Source organism: Saccharopolyspora antimicrobica (assembly GCF_003635025.1).
Lineage (GTDB): Bacteria > Actinomycetota > Actinomycetes > Mycobacteriales > Pseudonocardiaceae > Saccharopolyspora > Saccharopolyspora antimicrobica.
Genome location: NZ_RBXX01000002.1, coordinates 238,199 through 264,090 on the forward strand (window position 1 = coordinate 238,199; position 25,892 = coordinate 264,090).

27 protein-coding genes are annotated in these 25,892 nt (G+C 64.3%); 12 read left to right on the top strand and 15 right to left on the bottom strand.

From position 1 onward, the window contains the following. Window positions 1-128: 128 nt before the first annotated feature. Window positions 129-764 carry a cyclase gene (locus ATL45_RS01690; protein WP_093156070.1) on the bottom strand — a complete coding sequence of 212 codons (636 nt, stop codon included), beginning with the start codon at window positions 762-764 and terminating at the stop codon, window positions 129-131. Window positions 765-1,135: 371 nt separating this feature from the next. On the opposite strand from ATL45_RS01690, the gene ATL45_RS01695 reads away from it, so the two are divergent. The 4 genes from ATL45_RS01695 (at window position 1,136) to ATL45_RS01715 (ending at window position 4,337) form a co-directional block, all read left to right on the top strand. Beyond that, the gene (locus tag ATL45_RS01695; RefSeq protein ID WP_093156072.1) at window positions 1,136-1,999 is read left to right on the top strand and encodes a TIGR03619 family F420-dependent LLM class oxidoreductase; all 864 of its coding nucleotides are present in this window, start codon (window positions 1,136-1,138) and stop codon (window positions 1,997-1,999) included. 428 nt (window positions 2,000-2,427) lie between these two features. Continuing rightward, on the top strand, window positions 2,428-2,937 hold the full coding sequence (locus ATL45_RS01705; protein ID WP_093156075.1) for a DUF6879 family protein: 510 nt from the start codon (window positions 2,428-2,430) through the stop codon (window positions 2,935-2,937). Then, entirely contained in the window at window positions 2,924-3,778 is an 855-nt protein-coding gene (locus ATL45_RS01710) for a Scr1 family TA system antitoxin-like transcriptional regulator (protein WP_093156076.1), read from the top strand. Before ATL45_RS01705 ends, ATL45_RS01710 begins: the two co-directional genes overlap by 14 nt. Window positions 3,779-3,845: 67 nt before the next feature. After that, complete coding sequence (locus ATL45_RS01715; protein ID WP_246025115.1) at window positions 3,846-4,337, top strand: hypothetical protein; 492 nt, start codon at window positions 3,846-3,848, stop codon at window positions 4,335-4,337. A gap of 205 nt (window positions 4,338-4,542) precedes the next feature. Here the strand turns inward: ATL45_RS01715 and ATL45_RS38250 are convergent, their stop codons facing one another. From ATL45_RS38250 to ATL45_RS01745, 11 genes are all read right to left on the bottom strand, one after another. Next, the gene (locus ATL45_RS38250; protein WP_143121705.1) at window positions 4,543-5,223 is read right to left on the bottom strand and encodes a hypothetical protein; all 681 of its coding nucleotides are present in this window, start codon (window positions 5,221-5,223) and stop codon (window positions 4,543-4,545) included. A gap of 17 nt (window positions 5,224-5,240) precedes the next feature. After that, a complete protein-coding gene (locus ATL45_RS38255) occupies window positions 5,241-5,768 on the bottom strand; it encodes a hypothetical protein (RefSeq protein WP_143121706.1) in 528 nt (175 codons plus the stop codon). Between the two features lie 12 nt (window positions 5,769-5,780). Beyond that, window positions 5,781-6,392, bottom strand: coding sequence for a hypothetical protein (locus ATL45_RS38260; RefSeq protein WP_143121707.1), 612 nt, complete (start codon window positions 6,390-6,392; stop codon window positions 5,781-5,783). A gap of 296 nt (window positions 6,393-6,688) precedes the next feature. After that, window positions 6,689-7,063, bottom strand: coding sequence for a hypothetical protein (locus ATL45_RS01720; protein ID WP_093156081.1), 375 nt, complete (start codon window positions 7,061-7,063; stop codon window positions 6,689-6,691). A gap of 304 nt (window positions 7,064-7,367) precedes the next feature. Continuing rightward, the gene (locus ATL45_RS40200) at window positions 7,368-7,706 is read right to left on the bottom strand and encodes an HNH endonuclease (protein ID WP_093156082.1); all 339 of its coding nucleotides are present in this window, start codon (window positions 7,704-7,706) and stop codon (window positions 7,368-7,370) included. 68 nt (window positions 7,707-7,774) lie between these two features. Beyond that, window positions 7,775-7,963 carry an FDXHR family putative zinc-binding protein gene (locus ATL45_RS40345; RefSeq protein WP_439332433.1) on the bottom strand — a complete coding sequence of 63 codons (189 nt, stop codon included), beginning with the start codon at window positions 7,961-7,963 and terminating at the stop codon, window positions 7,775-7,777. Between the two features lie 270 nt (window positions 7,964-8,233). Then, window positions 8,234-9,004, bottom strand: coding sequence for a hypothetical protein (locus ATL45_RS01730; RefSeq protein WP_093156084.1), 771 nt, complete (start codon window positions 9,002-9,004; stop codon window positions 8,234-8,236). 273 nt (window positions 9,005-9,277) lie between these two features. Further along, the gene (locus tag ATL45_RS40205; RefSeq protein WP_093156085.1) at window positions 9,278-9,511 is read right to left on the bottom strand and encodes a helix-turn-helix domain-containing protein; all 234 of its coding nucleotides are present in this window, start codon (window positions 9,509-9,511) and stop codon (window positions 9,278-9,280) included. Between the two features lie 1,178 nt (window positions 9,512-10,689). Next, window positions 10,690-11,694, bottom strand: a complete 1,005-nt coding sequence (locus ATL45_RS01740) for an AAA family ATPase (RefSeq protein ID WP_093156087.1) — start codon at window positions 11,692-11,694, stop codon at window positions 10,690-10,692. Between the two features lie 130 nt (window positions 11,695-11,824). Then, on the bottom strand, window positions 11,825-11,977 hold the full coding sequence (locus ATL45_RS38665; protein WP_170210131.1) for a hypothetical protein: 153 nt from the start codon (window positions 11,975-11,977) through the stop codon (window positions 11,825-11,827). Between the two features lie 96 nt (window positions 11,978-12,073). Then, window positions 12,074-13,726, bottom strand: coding sequence for a recombinase family protein (locus ATL45_RS01745; protein ID WP_093156088.1), 1,653 nt, complete (start codon window positions 13,724-13,726; stop codon window positions 12,074-12,076). Window positions 13,727-14,066: 340 nt separating this feature from the next. Between ATL45_RS01745 and ATL45_RS01750 the strand changes: the two genes are divergently transcribed. The 7 genes from ATL45_RS01750 to ATL45_RS01780 all read left to right on the top strand — a co-directional run bounded on the left by ATL45_RS01750 (window position 14,067) and on the right by ATL45_RS01780 (window position 20,720). Further along, entirely contained in the window at window positions 14,067-14,738 is a 672-nt protein-coding gene (locus ATL45_RS01750) for an HAD family hydrolase (RefSeq protein WP_093156089.1), read from the top strand. Then, window positions 14,735-15,760, top strand: a complete 1,026-nt coding sequence (locus tag ATL45_RS01755) for a phosphotransferase family protein (protein WP_093156091.1) — start codon at window positions 14,735-14,737, stop codon at window positions 15,758-15,760. Before ATL45_RS01750 ends, ATL45_RS01755 begins: the two co-directional genes overlap by 4 nt. Beyond that, the gene (locus ATL45_RS01760) at window positions 15,761-16,972 is read left to right on the top strand and encodes an acyl-CoA dehydrogenase family protein (protein ID WP_093156092.1); all 1,212 of its coding nucleotides are present in this window, start codon (window positions 15,761-15,763) and stop codon (window positions 16,970-16,972) included. A gap of 52 nt (window positions 16,973-17,024) precedes the next feature. Then, window positions 17,025-17,780 carry a 3-oxoacyl-ACP reductase FabG gene (fabG, locus tag ATL45_RS01765; protein ID WP_093156094.1) on the top strand — a complete coding sequence of 252 codons (756 nt, stop codon included), beginning with the start codon at window positions 17,025-17,027 and terminating at the stop codon, window positions 17,778-17,780. 134 nt (window positions 17,781-17,914) lie between these two features. After that, on the top strand, window positions 17,915-19,099 hold the full coding sequence (locus ATL45_RS01770; protein ID WP_093156095.1) for an acyl-CoA dehydrogenase family protein: 1,185 nt from the start codon (window positions 17,915-17,917) through the stop codon (window positions 19,097-19,099). Further along, a complete protein-coding gene (locus ATL45_RS01775; protein ID WP_093156097.1) occupies window positions 19,096-20,193 on the top strand; it encodes an acyl-CoA dehydrogenase family protein in 1,098 nt (365 codons plus the stop codon). The genes ATL45_RS01770 and ATL45_RS01775 overlap by 4 nt, the downstream gene beginning before the upstream one ends. Window positions 20,194-20,267: 74 nt before the next feature. Further along, on the top strand, window positions 20,268-20,720 hold the full coding sequence (locus ATL45_RS01780) for a MaoC family dehydratase (RefSeq protein WP_093156098.1): 453 nt from the start codon (window positions 20,268-20,270) through the stop codon (window positions 20,718-20,720). Window positions 20,721-20,853: 133 nt separating this feature from the next. Here the strand turns inward: ATL45_RS01780 and ATL45_RS01785 are convergent, their stop codons facing one another. Beyond that, window positions 20,854-22,404: an AbgT family transporter gene (locus tag ATL45_RS01785; RefSeq protein WP_093156100.1), complete on the bottom strand. Its 1,551-nt coding sequence runs from the start codon at window positions 22,402-22,404 to the stop codon at window positions 20,854-20,856. Window positions 22,405-22,787: 383 nt separating this feature from the next. Between ATL45_RS01785 and ATL45_RS01790 the strand changes: the two genes are divergently transcribed. Continuing rightward, window positions 22,788-23,477, top strand: coding sequence for a type 1 glutamine amidotransferase domain-containing protein (locus ATL45_RS01790; protein WP_170210132.1), 690 nt, complete (start codon window positions 22,788-22,790; stop codon window positions 23,475-23,477). Between the two features lie 4 nt (window positions 23,478-23,481). On the opposite strand, the gene ATL45_RS01795 is transcribed toward ATL45_RS01790, so the two are convergent. Together ATL45_RS01795 and ATL45_RS01800 are read right to left on the bottom strand one after the other, a co-directional pair. Next, on the bottom strand, window positions 23,482-25,113 hold the full coding sequence (locus ATL45_RS01795) for an AMP-binding protein (protein WP_093156101.1): 1,632 nt from the start codon (window positions 25,111-25,113) through the stop codon (window positions 23,482-23,484). A gap of 109 nt (window positions 25,114-25,222) precedes the next feature. Then, a complete protein-coding gene (locus ATL45_RS01800; RefSeq protein ID WP_093156103.1) occupies window positions 25,223-25,840 on the bottom strand; it encodes a TetR/AcrR family transcriptional regulator in 618 nt (205 codons plus the stop codon). Window positions 25,841-25,892 lie beyond the last annotated feature (52 nt).

Sequence of the window (25,892 nt, forward strand, 5' to 3'; positions counted from 1 at the left end):
GCCGAGCGGAAAGCAGCCTTGTCGCAGCGATGATCGGCTCGTCCAGAGCTTCCCGACGCGGAAAGCCCTCGGCCGCAGCGAGAACGGTGGAAACGGCGGCGGGGCGCGGAGCCCCGCCGCCGTCGGGATCAGCCGATCGTCGTTGTCGTCAGGACCGGGTTGGGGTTGGGGAAGCAGCGCGAGGGCACGTTGGTGTCACCGATGATCGAGGAGACCACCGCGGTGAAGGTCAGCCCCGGGTCGTCGTGGCTGGTGCCGTGCAGCTTCGTCTCGATGGTGCCGGAGTCCCCGGCGGTGAGGTGCGCGATCACGGTGGGCAGCTCGAACTGCGAGCCGCCCGCGATCGGGCCGTCCAGGTGCAGCGTGGCGACGTTGCCCTCCACGCTGATCGTCGGCGGGTTCGGGCCGAGACCGGAACCGCCTTCCAGGTCGGCCGAGACGAACGTGGAGTTCGCCGGGATCGGGATCTTCAGGTCCATGCCCTCGATCCGCTTGACCGTGTAGCCGTTGACCTCGGAGGGAACGGTGTTCACCGCCGGGTCGATCACGATGTCCAGCGTGCCGCCGGGGGCGACGGACGCCGGCGCCGTGACGTCGGCGCCCTGCTGCAGGCTGAACTGCTGCTCGCCCACCGGGGACGAACCGGAGCAGTCGAAGTTGACGTCGAACGCGGCAGCCAGGGCTTGCGGTGTGAACGCAAGCGCAGCGGCTGCGGTCAGGGCGGCAGCAGTGGCGACACGTCTGCCACGGGATTGGGACGTCATTGGCCTCACCTCGCAGAATCGGCAACGAAAAGGTGCGGGCCGCGCGGCGACCCGAATACTTACTGCCGAGTAAACTCCGCGTCAACGCGCCGCTCGTTCCCACAATTAACAGTGCGCACCGGGGCGCCACACCCGGTGGGCCGCCATTGTGCGCACAACCGCCGTACTGATGGATGACGTTGCGACGAACGGGTTTCCGCAGCTGCCGGGATGCGCACGTCCGCGACCCACTGTGATCACCGGCCTGCCATTGGTGGTAGTTGCACGCTCACCCGGGGCAATGGCGCGCTCGTTCGTCCGAACGCCGGTCGCGGTGCACCCGTTCCGACCAGGGCTGGCAGCGGAGATCCCGGATCGACACCATGACTCCCATGCGTCTTGGACTGACACTCCCCCAGTTCGGCCCGTTCTCCGACCCGCTCCTGGTGCCGCAGCTGGCGGCCGAAGCCGAAGCGCTCGGCTTCGAAAGCCTCTGGGTGGGCGAACGCGTGCACGCCGCCACCGACCCGATCACGCCCTACCCGGGCGGTGCCATGCCCGAGCAGTTCCGCAGCGGGCTCGACCCGCTGCTGGTGCTGACGCTGGCGGCCAACGCCACCACGAGCCCGCTGCTGGGCACCAGCACGCTCAACGCACCGCTGCACCCGCCGATCCACCTGGCCCGCAGCCTCGCCGGGATCGACCGGCTCAGCGGCGGACGGCTCATCGCCGGGTTCGGGCTGAGCTGGTCGCGCGATGAGTACGACGCGGTCGGGGTGCCGTGGCGGGAGCGCGGCGCGCGGCTGGACGAGACGCTGGACGTGCTCGCGGCGCTCTGGGCAGCGGACCCGGTGCAGCACAGCGGCGAGTTCTGGACCATCAGCCCCGGCCACTTCCAGCCCAAACCGGCGCAGCGACACGTGCCGATCTACCTGGGCGGGTTGTCCCCAGCGGCGTTCCGCCGGATCGGCCGTCGCGCCGACGGCTGGCTCGGCGTGGCACTACCGGTGGAAGCGCTGCGCAAGACGATGGCCGACATCGACGACGAAGCCCGGCGAGCCGGGCGCGGACCGATCGCCACCGCAGTGCGCATCAACGCCCAAACCACCGGTCCGGACGAGCAGCTCGTGGACTACCTGCACGAGCTGGCGGGGCTGGACGTCGCGGACGCGTTCGTCGACCTCCAGTTCAGCACCAGCACACCGGCCGAGTTCCTGGACCACGCCGCCCGCATCCGGCACGCCTTCCGCCCCTGATGGAGAGGTGGCGATTTCGCGTACACGGTTACTGGTTTTACACACAAGTCAGGGGTACCCACTTGGCGTATTCCCGCAGGTCAGCGGCGCGGTTCACCCTCGCCGTTCCGCTGCCTGCGGGCGTGCAGCCCTGATCTGAGCGGCTGGTACGACTGAGGGCAAGTTATGCAACATCGCGACTAGCCCCTGAGCAGCCTTGATCCTCCCAGCCTGATCGCTGAGGCTGTGACCATGAGACTGCGCAAGGTATCCGGGTGCGACAACGACAACTGTCCGGCCGTCTACATCTCAGATCGAGGCACGGCCGTAGTCCAAGGCGCTCATGTGCCTAACGCTGAGGGCCTGACGCTCGGCGAGGGAGAGACAGCCGTAGAACTTCCCCCTGAGATCGTTCTGGCCGCTGTGCAGGCTCTACAGGGGGCAAGAAAGTGATCCTGACTGATCTACGGCAACGGTTCGCGGAGTGCCAACGGTCCGCCTGGCGGTTCGAGTGCCAACCCACCTACACCATGCCCAACGAGCAAGAGAACCTGAGCCGTTGGCGTGCAGGGGAACCGAAACCCGAGGGACATAACTCCGCCTGGCATGACCGGGTACGTGGATACCTCGCAGACGGCAAGACCCTCGGCCGTGTCCGCGTGGTCCGGCAACCGCTGACCCAATACCAGCGGTATCAGCTCACGTGGGGCATCCCCGGCAACATCGAGGCCGGGGAAGACATCAGGATCTTGGACCTGACGAACCTCGACCTTGACCTACCGTCACATGACTTCTGGTTGTTCGATGACGAAATCGTGGTTGATCTCAACTTCAACCCTGACGGGACTCTGATCAACCTGGACCAGCGAGAGAACCCTGACCTCCTCATGTACCGGAAGTGGCGTGACACGGCGCTAACACACGCTGTGTCGTTCAGCGAGTTCAATGCTCGAACCTGACAGCGAGAAGCGGGACCGCAAAGACCTAGCGGACACGCTGAGGCGGCTACGTAAAGCGGCTGGGCTCTCTGGTGAGAGGCTGGCCGCTCGTGCTGCTATGTCCCAATCCAAAATCAGCCGGATTGAATCCGGAAAGGTTCTACCGACCGTCGCCGATGTTGAACGCATCATGACGGCACTAGACGTGCCATCAGACGCACAGAGCGATATTCTCGCCGCTACACGGGCGGCGAACGTCGAATATGTTTCTGTCCGTTCGTCAGCCCGTACAGGAATCTGGAGGCGACAGGCAGAGATTAAAGCTCTGTGCGAATCATCCAAGACGGTACGGCACTTCCTGCCGATCATCCCGTCCGGTCTCCTCCAAACAGCTGAGTACGCTCGTGCGACCCTGACGCCGGTCATTGAAGGCAATCCCGCACGGGACATTGACCGTGCCGTACGGGCACGCCTAGACGCGCAAGACGCCCTTAACGATGAATCCCGGAGATTCCACTTTCTGTTGACCGAGCAGGCGATACGGATAAAACGCGCAGCAGCCCCGGTGATGGTTGACCAACTCCAGAACATGGCCACGGTCTCACAGCGACCAAACGTTGATCTCGCCATCCTGCCCAGCTCCGCCCAGATCGGAGCAAGCCCACTAAACATTTTCGTGGTCTACGATGAACGACTAGTCACGGTGGAAATGTTCTCAGGCGCCGTCGCACTCCGCGATTACCGAGACATCTCGTATCACCTAAATGTGTTCGAGTACTTCCGTGATCGAGCACTCACGGGCGAGCACGCGAGAGGCTTACTCGACTCCGCAGCAGACGAGTTTATGCGAGCACGCGACTAGAGCTACACCTGTCGATCAGATCTCCCGATAATCAAGGTAGACAATTCGGGAGGCACCACATGCGCACATGGTTGTGGCGCTGGCAAGAGCAGCGCCGGAAGCGTCAGCAATACCGATCGATGGTGAAGCGCCGGAAGCGGGTGCAGCTGTGAGCACACCAGCTGCTGAAACCGAGTCGTCGCTGACGCTGGAAGACCTCCTAACCGAACTGCGAAAGCGAGGCTGGACGCTGGTTCGCTGGGGACCACTGGAAGCTCCTGAGCTACTGGCAGCGATGTACCACCGGGCCACCAGCGCCGATGTGTTCATCCTCCGCAGCAAGGATGACGCCACCGCGTACCGATGCCCGATCATCGGTGACTCACCCGTATTCTGCCCGCCCGTGGTTGCATGGCAATACCACGGGAAACCGTCGTGGACACTGCGCGAAGTTCTGGCACTAGAAGAACCAGGGAAGCCAGGGGCACCGATGAACATCGAAGCTCCGCACCCGAAGTGCACGATTCCGCCAGGTTTGCCCAAACCCGTGAACATCAGACCACTACGACAGAACCTTTGAGCTAGCCCCCGACCAGGCGCAGGGTCGGGGGCTAGCTCATGCCTACGACCCGAGCAGGTCCAAGTGGAAACCGATAGCAACTAAACAAATGCGGACCATTAACCGATTTGACCATGCTTGCCCAACGCAACAATCCGCGCCATCTCCCGCCCTCCTGAACTAGGCAGCGCACACCTCATGCTCATTGAGCTTCGAAGCAAAATCCTCAAGGTCGCTCCCACTGCTTTGGAATGCCCATTTGGGAAAGCTCTGCCATAGCTTCAGAAATTAGGCCACCAATCAAATCCTGATAATCCGATTCCGCTACCTCCCAGTCCAACTTCCCAACCCTCAATTTGATGTCACGACCTCTATGCCAGACACGGTTTCGCATGTCCATGAACTCATACTCAACTCCCGCCTTGGTCATGCCGAGCGCGATGCACGTATAGAAGAGCATCTTAAACTTCTCTTCAGACAGGAATGGCTGATTCTCACATGCATTCGAATAACCTTCGCTAGCTCGGCGCCTGATCACCGAGGTGAGATCCCCGAGTGGAATTCTCTGAAATTTATCACTGGGAATAACTGTTCGGATCTGGACTCCGACCAACGGGTACACGGTTGACCTCACGCGAAAGTTGAAGACCGGTAAGTCACCCCGATTTGATAGGCAGAGGCAGAAAGCTAAAGACTCTAGGCTGTCATCGGTGTATGAATAGTCCAACCACGCGGCCACCTTCGCGGCCTGCTCTTGTTCATCCCGCTCATCTCGATGACGTATCTGCTCGTGTGCAGCATCCGCACTTCTTCTAGAAGCAACGGAGGACCTGTACGCGAAGAACAGCGCGACTCCTGCCAAAGCAGCAGATATCCACGAAGAAATGCTTCCCAGCACCCCAGACATGCAGCGATACTAGCAGATTAAGAGCCGAGAAGATCGAGGTGGAATCCGATTATGATCAGCACAAACGAAAGCCACTTCCAGCCGCTCCCGTGTCGACCGATTTCAATCACCTTGGAAACAAATAAGAGGACCTTCTCCACCTGGACCAGAAGGTAAGTTAAACCAGCCGCCAGTACCATTCCTAGCATTATCGGCATCCCAGCAGACCCAAAGGTCTCACTTAGCGTCCGATATCCATGCAGTTCAACAATCACGACGGGAACCATGGTCGCAACAAGCGAGAGTAATGCAATGCACAAAAGAAGAATGCGCACTAGTGGAAATTTTGCTAACCATCTACTCCATACTCGCAACCGAAGTGCGCTGCGCCGAAATCGATCGGGGCCTATCAGATCGAGCACGACCACGGCACCACCGAGAAACTGAAGGTACTTCCCGAGGCGGGCCCAATACAGCATCGGCCACCCGTACATGGTGAAGTCCTCTAGCTTCTGGCCGTCCCACCACAGTCCCACGGCCTCCCAGAAACCAACGTCTTGCACCACTGCGGCGAACCCTTACGAACCTAGAAGATCAAGATGGAATCCATACACAAAGAGGGCGAACGCAATCCACCGGAGCGGATGACCAGGATTATTTCCCCTCAGAGTCAGTTCGAGAAATACAGCAATATTCCTCACAATGAAGCTCAGAGGATAGACCAGAAATTTAACCAAGTGGATAGCGGATAGATAGACAGAAAAGAACACAACGAAGCCAACCAAGATTGCCGTGAAGATGAAGAGAATCTGCGGCTCAAAGTATGGCAATAGGCTGGCCACTTTGAAACCAGCCAAGCCAGATAGATTAAGGAGCAATCCGCCGACAATGGCCAATAAGCAGCCACTCCATCGATTAGGCATGACTGTCTCAAAAAAGACGTCGAAGGTTCGACGCGAAAGCTTCATTGCGGAAGTGGAGCGTTTCTCAACTGTAGGCATCTTACTTGCGAAGCGTCGTAACCTATTGGGTCCGGCGAGATCAAGCACCACGGCGACGCCGCCAGCGAATTGCATTAATTTTCCGATACGCGCCCACCATAGTAACGGTATCCACCACATCGTGTAATTATCAAGTTTCTGGCCGGACCACCACAAGGACCAAGCTTCCCAATAGCCGACAGACTGCAACCTCAGCCCACCTCCCAGTCAGGGAGGCGACTCTATCGCAGTGACGAGCAGCCCGGTACCAAACCAAGAAACATGCCCCTCCGGGAGGAGATACTCTTACCCGTTCGGTACCCCTAGTGCCTCCCGATACATCTTCGCCACGTCTACGGCTGGTTCACCGTCAACCGTTGTCACGTAGTCCGTCCAGTCAATACCGGGCGAAGGCTCCCGGCCGAATACCCGGCACCATGCCTCGCGGGCTTCGCTTATCCGGGATTCCCGGGGATCATGCTTTCTCGAATTCGAGCGGTACGGCTTCATCGCTTCCCCCATCGTGCATTAGCGGCCTTGCGGCCAACCTCGGAGCGGGTGAGCTTACGAACCGTTCCGGTGTCGTCGGATTCCTCCTCTTCCAGATCCGGGATCTTGAGCTGCTTCAGCAAGCTCGCCTGAGTGCTCCGGTGCTGCCGAATCTCGGTGACCAACGGAGAAGCTACCTCTTGCCCCATTGATCCTTTAACGATCAGCGGGACATCCTTCAAAGCGTCTTCTAGCCGTTGGATTAGGTCAGCCTCCCGGCAGGCTGATTCGAGCACTGCGAGTTCGTCTGGACGTAGTTCATAGTCGGAACAGATGCCTTTCCAGAGCCGTTGACCGGCCGAACCCAGGTTCTTTGGTGCACGTTGTGCCACTTGGTTTACCTCACTTGGACATGAAAAAAGCCCCGGACCAGGTAGGACCGAGGCCAAACTTCCGCGATATGAAAAATACAGGCGTGTGCGAAGCATCGAGACGGGCTGGCGCTATACCTGGCCGATCTAGAAAGCCCCCAGGGGATACCTCCCCTGGGGGCCAGCAAGTCTATTCTGAATTCCACTCACAGATTTCCACAACTCAATCCGAAAACCAAAGTCAATCGCTGCGAGCTGCGACACACTCAGCACTACCTAGCCAATGCCAACCCACTAACCACACACGCGCGAGACTCGCGCTTACCTACTGCGAACGCTTATCCCTACGTCCAGGGTGACGCTCTGGCCTGCGCTTGCGTAGCGCGCTCATGCGTGCACGTGCGATCCTGCTAGCCTTTGAACCCTCTAGGGCTGATTTGCGAGCGTGGCACACAGAACAGACAGCCCTGAGATTGTCTGCACTGTGGTTGTCTCCAGCTTGGATATGGTCTACTTCGGTGGCCTGGATTGAACACTCTGGGCCGTTGATCTGGCAGGTGTTTCTATCTCGCCTGAGCACTTGAGCCCGGAGGGCTCTCCAGTTTGGCGGCAATCGTTTAGAGCGGGAGGAATTTTCCCAACTCTCTCGCTTGGGTGGTTTCATGATGTTTCCTTCAGCAGGGACGATACGCGGAAAATCACTCTCCGATCGCCGGCTGGAACCCAGCGTATTTAGCTCTCGCGATGGGTCCAAATTCCATTGACTATGACTAACCCAAGCTTGCTCGGTTCTCTGCACTTTGACCTGTTGCGGTGTTTGTCGAACGCGGTTACTCCGCTGAACGTCTGGTGACACCCGGAGCAGTGACACCGACTAACGCCAGTCCAACGGGATGAGCAACCACCACAGGTAATCTCCACTGCAATGCCTCTCTTTGGGGTCAGCTGGGGCCATACGCGGCCCGAAAGTCTCTGGGGGTACTTCGGGGTACCCCAAGGCGGGAGAGTCGCCCAAAGCCCTACCGCGTCTCTGGGCGACTCCCGGTCAGTCGTCCGCAGGTTCGGCAGGCGGGCCGGACGTCTCAGAGAACATCCGATCGACTACCGCCCACTGCACACGGTCGGAGTCCAGCTGAGAACCAAGGAACTCCGCCCAAACCTGTTCGGGGCTACGTTCAACGCTGGCCATGCTCAGCTCCCCAGCGGGTGAGTCAGGCACAACTCAACACCGAAGTACGGCAGAGCAAGGAACGGCATCAGATCACGCACAGAAATCAGCGAGTCATCACCAAGCCTGGCGAGCTTCAGCATTTCTCCAGCCGACATGACCTGTACGGGCGAAGCTTCGAAAGCAAGCCGCTTTACTTCATCCTCGTACTGGCCGGGGTGAAGCTTGTCCGGGTCACCCTCAATGAAGTTCAGAGCAGAACCGAGAGACTGATACACCGAGTAAATCGGCGCTAGCGGCTTGGCAGCCTCCTGAGCATCAACAAGTGCCTTCAGCTGATCTCCGGTGTACGCGGAGGTCTGCGAGAACCTGCCCTCACGAACACCTTGCAGGTTTAGAGCGTGCTTGGTGAACTCCGGGGCAGCCTTGTTGAACATCTCGCAGAGCTGGGCGAAAAGATCCTTTTCGTGTTCCATAAACACGGTCTGAAGCCTGGCGAGCTTGGCCTTGTTCACCTCACCACGGAAGAAAGAATCTTTCTCTGCGATAGCAGCAAGCATGTATTCCTGTGCGAATTCGGTCAGCACATCACCGAAGTCCTTCGGGGCCGCGTTCGCAAGCTTCTTGTGTACCGCGCGATGGTCGGCAAGCTCGATCGGCTGGTCTGCGAACTCGATAGCCTCAGCGATCGAGGCAGGGACGGTAACCCCCAGGGCCTTCAGCTGGCGGTAGACCGAGCGGAACCGAGCAATCGGGGCTTCAGTGGCAATGCTGGCGTTGGCAATATCGGACACAGTTGATGCCTTTCAGGGCTGAGAGCTTCACGGAAGCTCGTAGATGGGTTGGAGATACCTCGGGTTGCCCCGAGGAGGTCAGGACGCTCTCAGCAGCTCTGAGAGCTCTTACGATCAGGAACGTTCCAAGTGGACAGACGCCGACTCTCTTACCTGCGGAAACAGTCCCCGCGGCTTCAGCCGGCGGTTGCTCCGTGCCTGGTCAGAGCGTTACCGCTCGTTCAGTTTTTGCGGCCAGATTCGGACTCGGCCTGATCGGTGCTTCTCCAGTTCTTACGCGGCATCGCTGGTGTCCTCTCGCAGAAGCTTGGACACGTGGATACCGAGAGCCTGAGCGAGCTTGCCCAGGTTTCCCGCTGCTGGCTTTCGAGCACCAGCGGCATACGCGGACACAGACGCAACGGTCACGCCCATTTGTTCCGCAATCTGGGTGTAGGTCTTGCCGGTGGCCGCCAGAGCCTCACGGATCTTGGCGGTATCCCCTGGGCCTTCTGGCCGACCACGCATAGAACCCTCCTAAATGTTTAAGTTGAAATCAGGGCAAACAAAAAGCCCCCGAGGGACACCTGTAAGGGTGCTTCCCGAGGGCTTCAGCTATGAGGAAAGGAAGACAGAGCTACCTACGCCTCACGGCAGCTTCTCGTTCTCTGTTTTTTCCTTCCCCGTTAAGTACTAGGTGCTCCGAACAGATTGTTAGGACGCTTTGGCTCTGTCCAGTGACAAGGCTCACCATCCTCGTAGCCCCTTCCTTTCGGTCATCTATTCCCGGCCGAAAGTGCGGCGAGTTTCTCCGTGTCCCGAAGTCCCTAGCGCCTTTCGGCCTCCCACGCTTGCCAGGTTCGGGAACTGGCCTACCGAGCTTGCGGTAATTCTCATCCCTGAGCTTGTTCCTTCCCGATCGCGACTTCTGCATCCGTTCCCTGGCGGCCGCGTTGTCGGCCCGGTAACGAGCCTCACGGCAACCAGCGCAGTACTTTCGGTTTCCGTGTTTAGGAATCCAGGCGGGGCAGTCTAGGCACTGTTCCGTCTGGTATTTACTTCGGTAACGGACCAGGGATAGGTACTTGGTCCCTGGGATTACACGACGCCTTCCCTGAGCATCGGTTGTCATGTTCGAGTACTTGATACAGGTCCAGACTCGAACCGGGGTGAACGCTTCACCGTTCATTCCAGTTCACTCCTTCTAGGTTGACTTCAGTGAACTACCAAATACCTCCTCCGGTTCTCCCCTCCGGGGAGAGGTACCTAACAGTTGACTCCTCAGAGCTAACCGAGGTTAGCTTTTCCTCGGTTTACTGACATCTGCTCTAGCAGAATCAACGGGTTAGGCGAAGCCGTTAAAACTCGTTGTCGTGACTAGGCCGCTGAGGTCAACTTCAGCGGCCTCAACACCTCACCCGCTGTTCCGCTTCGCTGCGGGTGATGTGCTAGGCCCGATATCGGCAGACCCGAAGGTCTGCCCTGGTCTAACTCAGGCAGCCGCCGTAAACGGCTGCCACTCATTCACTACTGATCAGGTCAGCCTTTAAAAGCTGACCCTTTAGATCAACCTCTGATTGCAGCCCTGAGAGGCTGCTCTTATCTCCCGTCGTATCGCGCGCCATAGCGCGCTGAGAGATCTCTAGTGGGGGGTGGTGGGTGAGGTACGAACCCACAGGGGGGTACACCACCACCACCAGTTCCCACTACTTCAACGACCAGACTGCCGCCGAACCATCCCCAGCTCGGTTCACGAGCTTCGCCAAGGCACCGCGCATGAGCTGTTCCTTGCACGTGGCCTGCGACTTGCCGAACTTCTCAGCCAAGGCCGATGCAGTTGCATTCAGTCCCTTTCCCTGGCAGTTGTTCACCACCCAGCGCGCCATGTCGGCGCGTTCGTCGTAGGTGGGTTTGCCGCGCTTCTCCTTGGGTTTCTTCTCCGTATCTTGAGTGACCCAGGGACCACGGTCCAGCACTCGGTAGGCCGGGCCTGTCAAAGGCTCTGCCACAAGCTGCTGAGGCTGACTCAGTGCGTTGGACTGAATCACTAGGACAGTGTTCCCTCCTCGCAGATTCCGCCGGTTGGACTGGCGAACCTGAATCCACGCTCGCGACTTCTGGACTGCGGTAGATGTGCCCATTGGGGAAGCACCCGCAACTACCTTCCCCTTCTCCGATTCGTGGTGAAGAACAACCACCGGAACACCACGGTTCGTGAGCTTGGTCAACCCATCGAACACCGTGGTTACCGTGGCCGATTCGTTCGTATCGCCGGTAACCCCTTGCAGGTTATCGACCACCACGAAATTGAACCCCTCGGTAATCAGGTGGTCTGCTAGCACCTCCCATTCGTCTACCCTGGTAGTCCGGCCAACGTGGAAAATACCTAGTTCCGCTTCCTTGGGAAGCTCCGGATAGATCCGCTCCGCGTATTCCTCATCCGAACCGGGATCCGTCCAGAGGATCGCAGGACGCCAAACCTTGGTGCGATTGGTCGGCTGCATCCCGAGGAATTCCCGCCCATCAAGCATGAGTGAGAGCAGCATCGAAGAAACCAAGTAGCTCTTACCGACGTTGCTCCGCCCGTAAATCATCGTCACCGAGGAACACACCGTGTCGGGAAATACCCACTTCTCGGACTGCTGAGATCGTAGCCAAGCTTCCTTGAGAGTTGTTCGAGGGAATCGGGTGACGATGTCAATCGTGGTCAATTCAGTCCTTTACTTGTTGGGAGTCCGCCGGAACCATTCCGGCGGCGTGGCGCGGTACAACCGAATCCGATCCGATGGATTCTCCCGCTTCGCCTGCGCCGGATTCATTCAAATATGACCTAGCGTTGGCTTATTTCTCCCGTTCCACAAGATCGAACGTCCGACCATCGGCGCCGACCATGCGGCCGTTGCTGTCGAATGTGATCAGGCCCTCGGCGACCAGGTCTATCGCTTCCTGGTACATCTCCGGGTTACTTTCCTTCAGATTGTCCAGCCACTTCATGGGCTTAATATTCTTGCGTCGCTGTTTCCTGTTCACTGAGTCTCTCCTGTTCTAAATCGGGCAGGATGAACCCGCCTAACCTTTCCGGCTTGCTATTTACGATCCCCAGCTGTATTGCGCCTCAAGCTCAGCGCGATACGCCGCCGCCTTGGCTTTCTCCGCATCAAGATGCTCTTGCGGATCGATCGATGGATCGATCAGACCGAGCAGCAATTCCAGATGTGTGAAGTCAAAATGGAACTCAATATCCGACTTCATCTCGAACCGAACACCAGCGTTGCGCAGGAACGCGTTCCGTCGGTCGGAGTCCAGGCCGCCCCAGTGCTCCGCGAACGTCTCTCCGGTCGGCTCAAGCCTGTACCCGGCTTGCCGCACCGGCTGAGCCTCAAGCTCGCTACGGCGCTTGTCCAGCACCTCAAGACGACCAGCGAGCTTATCGCGGGTCTTCCCCCTGAATGCAGGTGCAGTAATCATGTCCGCGATATTTTCGATCTCCGCTTCGATGCTGGCGAGTTCATCGGCGTTGTTCGTCGCCGGGACGTACACCCGTTTCTGCATCGGCAAGTTACCGAAAGAGTCCAGCATTCCCTCTTCGAAAATCGTCTCAGCGAGTTCCTTACGGATGGCTTTTTGTCCGCAAGGCTTGCCCTTCTGAGAGCTAGCGCACCTGTAGTAGGTGCGGGAACCGTTCGAAACGGTGTAGCGAGGTTCCCCACACGGGCAGTAGAACACCCGCAACAGCATGTCCGTCTCGGTCTTCCGTCGCTGAGGTGCGGACTTCACCCGCTTACCAAGAGCCTCTTGCAGCTCATCGAACCGAGTACGGCTCAGAATCGGCTCAGCGCGCACAACCGGTGCGCCGGTCTCGTCCCGCACCACGTACGATTCGCCGAATTGCTTTTTGCCCTTGGCGTCACGGATCGGCCGACCATCCTTTCCGAGGATGGCATCACGGCGCATCGCGTAACCGAGCAACGTCTCGGAAGTCAAAATCCGGTTAATACTCTGATGCGACCAACGGGCACTCCTGGACGCCTTACCCACGTTCAGGCGCTGCTGATCACTCGGACTAGGAACACCCCGCTCGTTTAGGTCAATAACGATCTTCCGGATCGACTCCTGACTAATAACCCGTTCCACAATCTCAAGGATGACGGCTTTAGCGTCGTGATCAACGGCGTATTCGTTACCGTCAGCCTTGTAGCCGTACGGGGTCATACGACCCGTGTACATCCCCTTGGAGTACGTGTAGTCGAACGCGTTAGTGTTTCGCTCCCGGATAGCCTCAAGCTCACCAGCGGCAACCTCGGCGAGGATGAACGCAACCATACGGCCAGGGCTCGAATTGAGGTCGAAAGTCTCGGACGTCGATACAATCGACTTACCGTGTTCCAGACACCAGGCCATTACCTTGCTCAGGTAGATCGAGCCAGTGGCCACACGGTCAAGCCGGTACCCGGCGATAATGTCCCAAGCATCGGTCCGCTCAGGCTCTTTGAACCACTTACCCAGCTCTGGAGCTTCCAGCGGATCAACGCTGCGGCCAAGGTCCAGATCCTCAGCCCACCCGATGATCACGTGTCCGTTGGCTTCCGCCCAACGCTCGATTGCCAACCGCTGACGCTCAGGCGAGGTAGTGACGTCTTCCTTGCCCTGGAACCGAGACAACCGGATACGACCCAGCACCCGAAGACCCTCACGGAGGTCTGCTGCCTGCTCAACCCTACGGTTGGTGGTCCGCCGCGCCACTGCTCATGCTCCCTTACCTGCCCTGATCAGATCGGTAACGGCTACTCGTCCGTTACTGTCTGGTCATGTGATGCTCACACCGACCGATCGGGCGTCATGGGCGCTTACGCGCCTGGCCTGCTGACGTCGGTCCTGGGGGTATTGGTCGGGGATGCCCGACGCTGCCCGGTGCTCCGGCGCTGGTCTGTGTGAACTTGGTAAGTAAGAGCGCGAAATCGCCACCTCTCACCCACCCGAGCCGCCGGTTCCGCGCGAAACCGACCCCGGCGCACCGCCGCTTCGCGGTGGAACCGCTCGCGGGCTCTAGCGCGACATACCGGCTAGTCGGTACGGTCCTGGTATGGGTTCCGGTGACGCGACCCGCCCGGCCCGGGCGGTGATCTTCGACTACGGCGGAGTGCTGACCACCTCCGGCCGCGCCGCCCTGCACGGCTGGATCGAGCAGGAGGGCATCCGCCCGGAGACGTTCTCCGCCGCGATCAAGGAGTGGCTGTCGCGCGACGCACCGCACGGCACCCCGATCCACCGCCTGGAGACCGGCGAGCTCGGCGCCGAGGACTTCAACCGCACCCTGGCGCAGCGGCTGCGCTCGGTCGACGGATCACCGGTCGCGCCGGAGGGCCTGCTCCAGCGCATGTTCGCCCGGATGCGCAGCGAGCCCGCCATGCTCGACCTGGTCCGCGACCTGCGCGCCGGCGGCGTGCGCACCGCGCTGCTGTCCAACAGCTGGGGCAACGACTACCCCTGGGACCTGCTCGACGGGCTCTTCGACGTCGCGGTCATCTCGGCGGAGGTGCGGCTGCGCAAACCCGACCCGAGGATCTACCGCATGGCCCTGGACCAGCTGGAGCTGTCCGCCGAGCAGGTGGTGTTCGTCGACGACGGCGCACCCAACGTCGACGCCGCCCGGCGCCTGGGCATGCGCACCGTGCTGCACACCGATCCCGCGGAGACCCGCGCGCAGGTCTCCGCCCTGACCGATGTCACCTCGCGAGGCAAGGAGTCCCGATGACCGCCGAACCGCTGCCCGGCCTCGACCTGGACCGGCTGCGCGCCCACCTCGACGACGAGCGGCCCGGGCTGCTGGCCGGGCCGCTGACCGGCGAACTCGTCCAAGGTGGACGGTCCAACCTGACCTACCTGGTCGGCGACGGGCAGCAGCGCTGGGTGGTGCGCCGCCCGCCGCTGGGCCACGTGCTGGCCACCGCGCACGACATGGGCCGCGAGTTCCGGGTGATGTCCGCGCTGGCCGGGACGGACGTGCCGGTGCCGCGCACCCACCTGCTCTGCCAGGACGACGGCGTGCTCGGCGCCCCGTTCTACGTCATGGAGTACGTCCCCGGCACCGTCTACCGCACGCAGCGGCTGACCGAGCAGCTGGCGCCGCAGCAGCGCGTCGAGCTGTCCTGGCAGCTGGTCGACGTGCTCGCCGACCTGCACTCGATCGACCCGGAATCGGTCGGGCTGGGCGATTTCGGCCGCCCGCAGGGCTTCCTGGAACGCCAGGTGCGGCGCTGGAGCAAGCAGCTGGCCGCCTCCCGCAGCCGCGACATCGACGGCATCGAGGAGCTCGCCACCCGGCTGGCCGGCAACCTGCCCACCACCTCGCGCGCGGGCATCGTGCACGGCGACTACCGGCTGGACAACGTGATCGTCGACGATCAGCGGATCGCCGCCGTGCTGGACTGGGAGATGGCCACCCTCGGCGATCCGCTCACCGACCTCGGGCTGCTCGCGGTGTACTGGGAGGGCTTCAGCGGCATCGAGCGCAACCCGATCGCCAAGGGCATCGGCCCCGAGCACGGCTTCCCCACCGCCCAGCAGCTGCTGGCGCGCTACGCCGAGCGCAGCGGCACCGACCTGTCCGAACTGGACTGGTACGTGGCCTTCGGCTTCTTCAAGATCGCGGTGATCCTGGAGGGCATCCACTACCGCTTCATCCACGACCAGACCGTCGGCGAAGGCTTCGACCACGTCGGCGCCCTGGTGAGCCCACTCGTGGCGCAAGGCCTCGCCACTCTCAAGGAGGACTGAATGGACTTCGGCTACGACGCACGCACCGAGGAACTGCGCGAGCAGCTCCTGGACTTCATGGACTCCCACGTCTACCCGGCCGAGCCGGTGTTCCTGCAGCAGCTCGCCGAGGCCGAGGACGAGTGGGCAGCGCACCCGCCGATCATGGCCGAGCTCAAGGCCGAGGCCCGCAAGCGCGGCCTGTGGAACCTGTTCCTGCCCGGTGAGCACGGCGCCGGGCTGACCAACCTGCAGTACGCGCCGCTGGCCGAGATCATGGGCCGCGCCGGGCGGCTCGCGCCGGAGGCCACCAACTGCTCCGCGCCGGACACCGGCAACATGGAGGTGCTCGCGCAGTTCGGCACCGAGCAGCAGAAGCAGCAGTGGCTGAAACCGCTGCTGGAGGGCGAGATCCGCTCCGCGTTCTGCATGACCGAACCCGACGTGGCCTCCTCGGACGCCACCAACATCGGCACCCGCATCGAGCGCGACGGCGACCACTACGTCATCAACGGCCGCAAGTGGTTCTCCTCCGGCGCGATGAACCCGCGCTGCGAGATCCTGATCGTGATGGGCAAGACCGATCCGGGTGCCGAGCGGCACCGCCAGCAGAGCCAGGTGCTGGTCCCCAAGGACACCCCGGGCGTGCGGATCGAGCGCAGCATGCACGTCTTCGGCTACAGCGACGCCGACCACGGCGGCCACGCCGAGGTGGTGTTCGACGACGTCCGGGTGCCGGTGGACAACGTCATCGCGGGCGAGGGCGAAGGCTTCGCGATCGCCCAGGCCCGCCTCGGGCCGGGCCGCATCCACCACTGCATGCGGGCCATCGGCATGGCCGAGCGCGCCCTGGAGCTGATGTGCCGCCGCACCAGCGAGCGCGTCGCCTTCGGCAAGCCGCTGGCCGAGCAGGGCATCGTGCAGCACTGGATCGCCGAATCGCGGGTGAAGATCGAGCAGGCCCGGCTGCTGGTGCTCAAGACCGCGTGGCTGATGGACACCGTGGGCAACCGCGGCGCGCACACCGAGATCCAGGCGATCAAGGTGGCGGTGCCGGAGATGGCCACCTGGGTCATCGACCGCGCCATCCAGGCCCACGGCGGCGGTGGCGTCAGCCAGGACTTCCCGCTGGCCAACCTCTACGCCCACGCCCGCACCCTGCACATCGTCGACGGCCCAGACGAGGTGCACCGCCGCTCGCTCGCCCGCCGCGAGCTCAAGAAGTACCGCTGACCGCACGCCGTCGTTGAGCACGGTGCAGACCCACAACGCACAAGGAGATTCCATGGCAGACAGTCGAGTCGCGATCGTCACCGGTGCCGCCCGCGGGATCGGCGCGGCGACCGCCAAGCGGCTGGCCGAGGACGGCTTCGCCGTCGCCGTCATCGACCTCGACGAGAAGCACTGCGCCGAGACGGTTTCCGCCATCGAGGCGGCGGGCGGCAAGGCGCTGGCCGTCGGCTGCGACGTCAGCGACGCCGAGCAGGTGCAGGCCGCGGTGGACCGCGTCGCCGCCGAGCTCGGCGCCCCGACCGCGCTGGTCAACAACGCCGGCGTCATCCGCGACAACATGCTGTTCAAGATGTCCGAGGACGACTGGGACACCGTGATGGGCGTGCACCTGCGGGGCGCGTTCCTGATGAGCCGCGCGGTGCAGAAGCACATGGTCGAGGCCAAGTGGGGCCGCATCGTCAACCTCTCCAGCACCTCGGCGCTGGGCAACCGCGGCCAGGCCAACTACTCCACCGCCAAGGCCGGTCTGCAGGGCCTGACCAAGACGCTGGCCATCGAGCTGGGCAAGTACGGCGTCACCGCCAACGCCATCGCGCCCGGGTTCATCGCCACCGACATGACCAAGGCCACCGCCGAGCGGGTGGGCATGGAATTCGAGGAGTTCACCAAGGCCGCGGCGGCGAGCATCCCGGTGGCCCGGGTGGGCCAGCCCGAGGACATCGCCAACACCGTGTCGTTCTTCCTCGACGAGCGCGCCGGATTCGTCTCCGGCCAGGTCATCTACGTGGCGGGCGGGCCGAAGGCATGACACCCCTCGTGTCAACCGGAGTCCTGCTCAACCGCACCTAAGGGGACCGTGATGCAACCCAGCCACAAGAAACCGCCAAACGCAAGAACGACACCAAACGCAACCACCGCTGAAAACCCCGGAGGCGGGACAGCATGACCGCCGACGCCACTGAGATCCGCGGCCGGGTGGCGGAGTTCCTCGCCGCGCACGATCCGCGGAGCACCGACCGGCTGGAGTTCCTGCGGGCGCGCTTCGACGCCGGGCTGGCGTGGGTGCACTTCCCCGCCGGGCTCGGCGGCCTCGGCGCCGCGCGGGAGCTGCAGGCGGTGGTCGACACCGCGTTCGCCGAGGCGGGCGCGCCGGACAACCAGCCCCAGCTCAACGTCATCGGCCTGGGCATGGCCGGGCCCACCATCCTGCGCTTCGGCACCGACGAGCAGCGCCGCCGCTACCTGCGTCCGCTGTGGACCGGCGAGGAGACCTGGTGCCAGCTGTTCTCCGAGCCCGGCGCCGGATCGGACCTCGCCGCGCTGTCCACCCGGGCGGTGCGCGACGGCGAGGACTGGGTGGTCGACGGGCAGAAGGTGTGGACGTCGCTGGCGCACCGGGCCCGCTGGGCGATCCTGGTCGCCCGCTCCGATCCCGACCAGCCCAAGCACAAGGGCCTGAGCTACTTCATCTGCGACATGACCGCGCCGGGCGTGGAAGTGCGCCCGCTGCGGCAGATCACCGGTGAGGCCGAGTTCAACGAGGTGTTCCTGACCGGAGTGCGGATCCCGGACTCGCAGCGGCTCGGCGAGGTCGGCCAGGGCTGGCAGGTCGCGATGAGCACCCTGATGAACGAGCGGGTGGCCATCGGCGGGCGCACGCCCCCGCGCGAGGGCGGCATGATCGGCGAAGCCGCCGAGGCCTGGCGCGCCAACCCGGACAAGCGCACCCACGGCCTGCACGACCGGCTGCTGCGGCTCTGGGTCGACGCCGAGGCGACGCGGCTGACCAGCATCCGGCTGCGCCAGCAGCTGGCCATCGGCGAGCCGGGCCCGGAGGGTTCGGCGGTCAAGGTCTCCTTCGCCGAGCAGAACCAGGCGATCACCGGATTCGAGCTGGAGTTCCAGGGCGAGGCCGGGCTGTCCTACGACGACTGGACCTTCCGCCAGCCCGACTTCGCCTCGCTCACCAAGCGCGGGGCCGGTTTCCGGTACCTGCGGGCGAAGGGCAACTCCATCGAGGGCGGCACCACCGAGATCCTGCGCAACGTCATCGCGGAACGGATCCTGGGGCTGCCCCAGGAGATCCGCACCGACAAGGACCGGCCGTGGAAGGAGTTGCCGCGATGAGCTCGCCGGACCTGCTCTACAGCGAGCTGGAGGAAGACCTGCGGGCCACCGTGCGGCGGCTGCTGCGCGACCGCTGCGACTGGACCGCGGTGCTGGCCCGCTGCGAGACCGACGAGCCCTACGACCTGGCGCTCTGGCGCACCCTGGCCGGCGAGCTCGGCCTGGGTGCGCTGCTGGTGCCCGAGGAACTCGGCGGAGCCGGGGCGAGCGCCCGGGAGGTCGCGGTGGTGGCCGAGGAGATCGGTCGCGCGGTCGCGCCGGTGCCGTTCCTGGGCAACGTGCTGGCCACCGCGGCGCTGGTGGCCTGCGCGGAGCCGCCGGCGGAGCTCGCGGACGGATCGCGGATCGGCACCGTCGCGGTCGGCTTGACCACCCCGCCGCAGGCGCCGTTCCCGCAGGCGGTGAAGGCGGACGGATCGGCGCTGACCGGCGCGGTGCCGGCGGTGGTGGATCTTGAGGTCGCCGACCTCGTCGTGGTCCCGGCGATAGACGCCGACGGCCCGGCGCTGTACCTGGTGGACACCTCGGCCGCCGGGGTCACCCGGACGCCGACGACGCCGCTGGACCTCACCAGGCGGTTCGGCACCCTCGACCTGGACGGCGCACCCGGCAGGCGGCTGGCCGCCGGGGCCGAGGCCGAACGCGCGCTGCGCCAGGCGCTGCTGACCGCGGCCGGGATGCTGGCCTCCGAGCAGGTCGGGCTCGCGCAGCACTGCCTGGACTCCACAGTGGACTACGCGAAGACCCGCTACCAGTTCGGCAGGCAGATCGGCTCGTTCCAGGCGGTCAAGCACCGGCTCGCCGACCTGTGGGTGGGAGTCAGCTCGGGGCGCGCGGTCGCTCGCAACGCCGCGGACGCGCTGGCCCGGGACACCGAGCCGGAGCTCGCGGTGGCCATCGCCCAGGCGCACTGCTCGGACCTGGTGGTGCTGGCCGCCGAAGAGCACCTCCAGCTGCACGGCGGCATCGGCATGACCTGGGAGCACCCGGCCCACCTCTACCTGGGCCGCGCCAAGAGCTCCCAGCTCGCCTTCGGCATCGCCGAGACCCACCGCAGTCGCATCGGCGAGCTCGCCGACCTGCCCACCCCGTAGTGGTCGTGAGTGCGTAACAGTGTTCGAACACTGTTGCGCACTCACGACCCACGTCCCCACAGGAGGTTCGCGCAGTGCGCGTGTTCACGAGCAAGGAAGAGATCATCGCCGCCAAGGGCGAACCGCTCGGCACCAGCGAGTGGCTGACCATCACCCAGGAGCAGGTGAACCAGTTCGCCGACGCCACCCTGGACCACCAGTGGATCCACGTCGACGTGGCACGGGCGGAGCAGGGACCGTTCGGCACGCCCATCGCGCACGGATTCCTCACCCTGAGCCTGCTGTCGAAGCTGAACTCCCAGAACTACCGGTTCGAGGGCGCGAAGATGGGGATCAACTACGGCCTGAACAAGGTTCGCTTCCCCAGCCCGGTGCCGGTCGGCGCCCGCATCCGCTCCGTCGCGGAACTGGCCGACGTCACCGAGGTCCAGGGCGGCGTCCAGCTGACGATCCGGTCCACCATCGAGATCGAAGGCGCCGCCAAACCGGCCTGCGTGGCCGAAGGCCTCACTCGCGTCGTCTTCTGACGCACCGGGTGAGGGGCGCCGTGCCCCTCACCCGGCGAAAGGCCGGGCGCACCGGATCGGGCAGTCGTACTGCTGGCGGTGCGCGTCGGCAACGACGGGGGTGGCCAGCTCCTCACCGCGACCGCCCGGGGCGTCACGGGGTGATGCGGATGCCCGTGCCAGGGCCCAGGGGCAGGTCGGCGAAGTAGAAGACCGTCAGGATCAGGGCCCAGACCAGCCAGAACGGGATCACGAACGGCGTCATGCGGGCCACCAGGGTGCCCATGCCCGCCTCCGGTTCGTAGCGGCGCAGGTAGCCCAGGATGATGATCATGTACGGGTTCAGCGGCGTCATGATCTGGGTCGCCGAGTCGCCCACCCGGAACGCCGCCTGCGCGAAGCCCGGTTCGAAGCCCAGCAGCACGAACATCGGCACGAACACCGACGCCATCAGCGTCCACAGGCTCGACCCGGAGATGATGAACAGGTTCAGCACCGAGGCCAGCACCATGAACCCGAGGAACGCCGGGTAGCCGTCCAGTCCGATCGCGCGCAGCAGCTCGGCGCCCGAAACCGCCACCCACGCACCGAGATTCGTCCAGTTGAACAGCGCGATGAACTGGCCGAGCATGAACGCCAGCACCAGGAAACCAGCCAGCTCCCGGATCGCCTCGGCCATCAGCTTCGGCACGTCGGCGGCCCGCCGCACCACGCCCACCCGCGCGCCGTAGACGATCGCCGGCACCACGAAGCCCAGGAAGATCAGCGTGGTCACCGAGTCCAGCAGCGGCGACTTCGGCAGGAAACCGCCCGCCTCGTTGCGCAGCGGCGAATCCGGCCACACCACCAGCAGCAGCACCCCGGCGGCGGTGAGCAGGAACGCCACCCCGGCGCGGATCAGGCCGCGGCGCTCCGCCGGTTCGAGCTCGGCCTTGACCGAAGGCGCCGCCTCGGACTCCTCGCGCGGCACCCCGGTGCGCACCAGCCGCGGCTCGATGACCTTGTCGATCAGCAGCCCGGCGAGCAGGCCGAGCACGATCGAGGAGGCCAGGTTGAAGTAGTAGTTGGACACCGGCGTGACCACCGTGCCCGGATCCGGCAGGGTCTCGGCGACCTTGTTGCTGATCCCGGCGAACAGCGCGTCCAGGCTGGTCACCAGCGGCGAGGTCGAGTAGCCCGCGCCCACCGCGGCGAACCCGCCCAGCAGCCCGGCCACCGGGTGCCGCCCGGCGGCCTTGAACACCAGCGCCGCCAGCGGCGGGATGATGATCATCGAGGAGTCCGCCATCACGCTGGCCGCGATGCCCACCAGCCCGACCGCGTAGGGCAGCACCCAGCGCGGCGCCCCGCCGAAGGCGACGCGGATCAGCGCGGTGAGCAGCCCGGTGCGCTCGGCCAGGCCGACCGCGAGCATGATCGTGACCACCGTTTCCAACGGCGGGAACCCGATGAAGTTCTCCGCCATCTTGGTGAACAGGAACTCCAGGCCCTCGCCGGTGAGCGCGCCGCGGATCGGCGTCACCTCGTCATCGCCGGGAATCCGCACGGTGACGCCGAAAGCCGCCACCGCAGTGGAGATCACCACCACGGCCAGGAACAGCAGTCCGAACAGGATGAACGGCTCGGGCAGCTTGTTGCCCACCCGCTCCACCAGGTTCAGCACCCGGTCGAGCCGCGGCGGCCGGCCGGCGCGGGTTTCGCTCATGCTGTACCGCCTCGCAGTCCCGCCTCTCCGCGTTTTTCAGTGGTGGTCGCGTGCGGGGTCGATCTTGCGTTGCGGGGTTTCTTGTGGCTGGGCTGCATCACGGTCCCCTGAGGTGCGGTCGAGCAGGGCTGGGGTTGGCACAAGGGGTGTCATGCTCGCTCCCGCGATGAGACAGACGTGAAGGGCAAGCGGTAGCGAACCTCCCCGACCACGTGCGGCGCAACCCTCCACAGCGAATTGGTACCGCCGGACCCGAATTGTTCTCGGATTGATTTCGCTCGGCACTGAAGCCACAGCTATAAGTGAAGATCGTTCACATCGCTGCGCGGAGTCTCGCCGCACGGGACAGTGGTGCGCAGGGACGACCGCGAGGAGCACCGATCATGACGAAGCGAATCCTGATCATCGTGACCAACGTCGGCGAGTACGAGCGGGCCGGTTTCCGCACCGGCCTGTGGCTCGGCGAGCTGACCCACTTCTACGACGTCGCCGAACGCGCAGGCCACAGCTGCACCATCGCCGGCATCGACGGCGGGTACGTCCCGCTCGACCCGGAGAGCCTGAGCCACGGCGTGCTCGCCGAACTCGGCACCGACCGGCGCTACGCCGACCGGGAGTTCATGGACCGGCTGCGCGACACACCCTCCGTGGCCGAGGTGGACGCCGCCGACTACGACGCCATCTACCTCACCGGCGGGCACGGAGTGATGTTCGACTTCCCGCGCAGCGAGCGGCTGGCCGCGCTGCTCCGCGAGTTCCACGAGTCCGGCAAGGTCGTCTCATCGGTCTGCCACGGAGCGTGCGGGCTGCTCAGCGCCAAGCTCGGCAGCGGCGAGCACCTGGTCAGCGGGCGGAACGTCACCGGGTTCTCCTGGCCGGAGGAGGAACTGGCCAAGCGCGAGCAGGTCGTGCCCTACAGCCTGCAGGACGAGCTGATCGAGCGCGGTGCGCACTACTCCACCGCCGCCCTGCCGTTCGAAACCCACGTCGTCGAGGACGACACCCTGATCACCGGCCAGAACCCGGGCAGCGCCAAGGCCGTGGCGGAGGCCGTGGTCGCGAAGCTGGGCTGAGCGGCTAGCGGTCGCGCAGGGTGCGGCGGAGGATCTTCCCGGTCGGGGTCTTGGGCAGTTCCGGCAGCAGTTCGATCCGGCGCGGGTACTTGTAGGCCGCCAGCTGGTCCTTGCAGTGGGCCAGCAGGTCCTCCGTCGTCGCCGACGCTCCAGGCTTCAGGGCGACGAAGGCCTTGACCGTCTCGCCGCGGTACGGATCGGGCACTCCCACCACCGCCGCTTCCAGCACGGCAGGGTGCTCGTAGAGGACGTCCTCCACTTCGCGCGGCCACACCTTGTAACCGGCCGCGTTGATCAGGTCCTTCTTGCGGTCCACCACGTAGAACCAGCCGTCGGCGTCCATGAAACCGACGTCGCCGGTGCGCAGTTCGCCGTTCGGCAGGGCCGCCGCCGTCGCTTCGGGCTTGCCCCAGTACCCGGGCACCACCTGCGGGCCGGCGATCGCGATCTCACCCACCTGCCCCACCGGGGCCTCCGCGCCCTCGTCGTCGAGGATCCGCACCACCGTGTTGAAGATCGGCAGGCCGATCGACAGCGCGCCGGAGGTGGGATCCACCGGCGCTCGCGCGCCCGGGGGCACGAGGTGGGTGATCGACGTCGTCTCGGTCAGGCCGTAGGCGTTGTGGATGTAGTGGCCGGTGCGCTCCAGGAACTGCTGGTTGACCGCGGGCGGCACCGGCGCGCCGCCGGAGTAGATCAGCCGGAACGAGCGGAAGTCCGCCGGTGACACGCCTTCCACCGCGGCCAGGGCGATGAACGCGGTGATCGCGCCGATGGTGAAGGTGGGCCGGTGCCTGCGGATCGCCTCCAGGACCACCTCGGGCTGGAACCGGTGGGCCAGCACCAGCGGGCACGGCACGAGCAGGGACAGCGCGAAGTGCCCGACCAGGCCGGTGATGTGGAACAGCGGCGCGACGCCCAGCACGCTGTCGGCCGGGGTCAGCCCCATCCAGTCGCGGAAGGCCTGCGCGTTGAACGCGATCACGGCGTGGGTGTTCATCGCGCCCTTGGGTTCACCGGTCGTGCCCGAGGTGTAGGTGAGCACCGCGACGTCGTCTGGTGACGGCGGGTCGGCCACCGGCTCGCGCCCGGCATTGCGCTCGACGATTTCGAGCAGGTCCAGCGTTTCCCCGCCGGCCCGCGGTACTGCGCCGGAGCGCCAGTCCTGCGCTGAGCACGTGATGACGGTCGACACCTGCGTGGCTCCCGAGGCGAGGACCTCCCGCGCGACCGAGTCGTGCAGCTCGTCCAGGCACAGCAGCGCGGTGGCGCCCGAATCGGCCAGCAGGTAGGAGAGCTCCCGCGCCTTGTTCATCGGGTTGATGACCACCGCGGCGCCCCCGGCCTTCCACGCGGCCACCACCGCGACCACGAACGCGGGGTCGTTCTGCACGTAGACGCCGAGCCGGTCGCCCTGCTGGAAACCGTTGTCCTGCAACGCCACCGCGAGCGCGTCGGAGGCCGCGTCCACCTCGGCCACGGTGAGCTCGCCGTCGAAGTAGCGGATCGCCGCGGTTTCCGGGGCGCGGGACACCGCGGCCCGGAACAGGTCGAGGACGGTGCCGTGCTCGGGTTCGATGTCCGCCGGGAGGTTCCCGTAGTGGGCGAGCCAAGGTCGTTGCGCGTAGCTGCTCATCTGACCACCAGAGTCCGGAGCGGGAACGTCGGCGTTCTTCCGCAACTGCTGGGAATCTCGCACCCCGGCACCGCGCGGTCAAGGTGAAAACCGTTGACCGGTACCGGGATCAGGGCCGCAGCGAGGCCAGCAGCAGGTCGGCGAACTGCTCTCCCACGTCCTGCCCGGTGAGCTCGCCGTCCTGGCGGAACCAGGTGCCCAAGTGGTGCACCGCACCGAAGAAGAAGTCCACCACCAGGTCCGGCGACTTGTCCGCCCGGAACACCCCGGCGCGCTGGCCCTCCTCGATCAGCGCGCACACCCGCTCGTGGTAGCGGCGGCGCTCCGCGCGGACCTCGGCCTGCTTGTCCGGGTGCAGCAGGTGCATGGAGCGGAAGAAGATCTTCGTGTCGTCCAGGTTGGCCGCCGTGGTAGCGACCACGTCGGCGGCGACCGCGTGCAACCGCTCCTGCACCGGGGAGTCGGCGGCCGCCGCGCTCTCCATCCGCGCGTGCTGGACGCGCAGGACGCGCGCGTAGATCTCGTAGAGCAGGTCGTCCTTGGAGCCGAAGTAGTGGTACATCGCCCCCTTGGTGACGCCGGCGGCGTCCACGATCTGCTGCACCGAGGTCAGCTCGTAGCCCTGCTCGGCGAACAGCCGCGTCGCCACCGAGAGCAATCGCTGCGGGACCGGCTCGTCCCCCGCCGCCGTCGCGGCAGTGGTGCGGCCGCTGGCCACCCGCGCCATGTCTACCTCCCCTGTCGGTCCCGCTCAGAACCCGACGGTGGTCACCTTACGT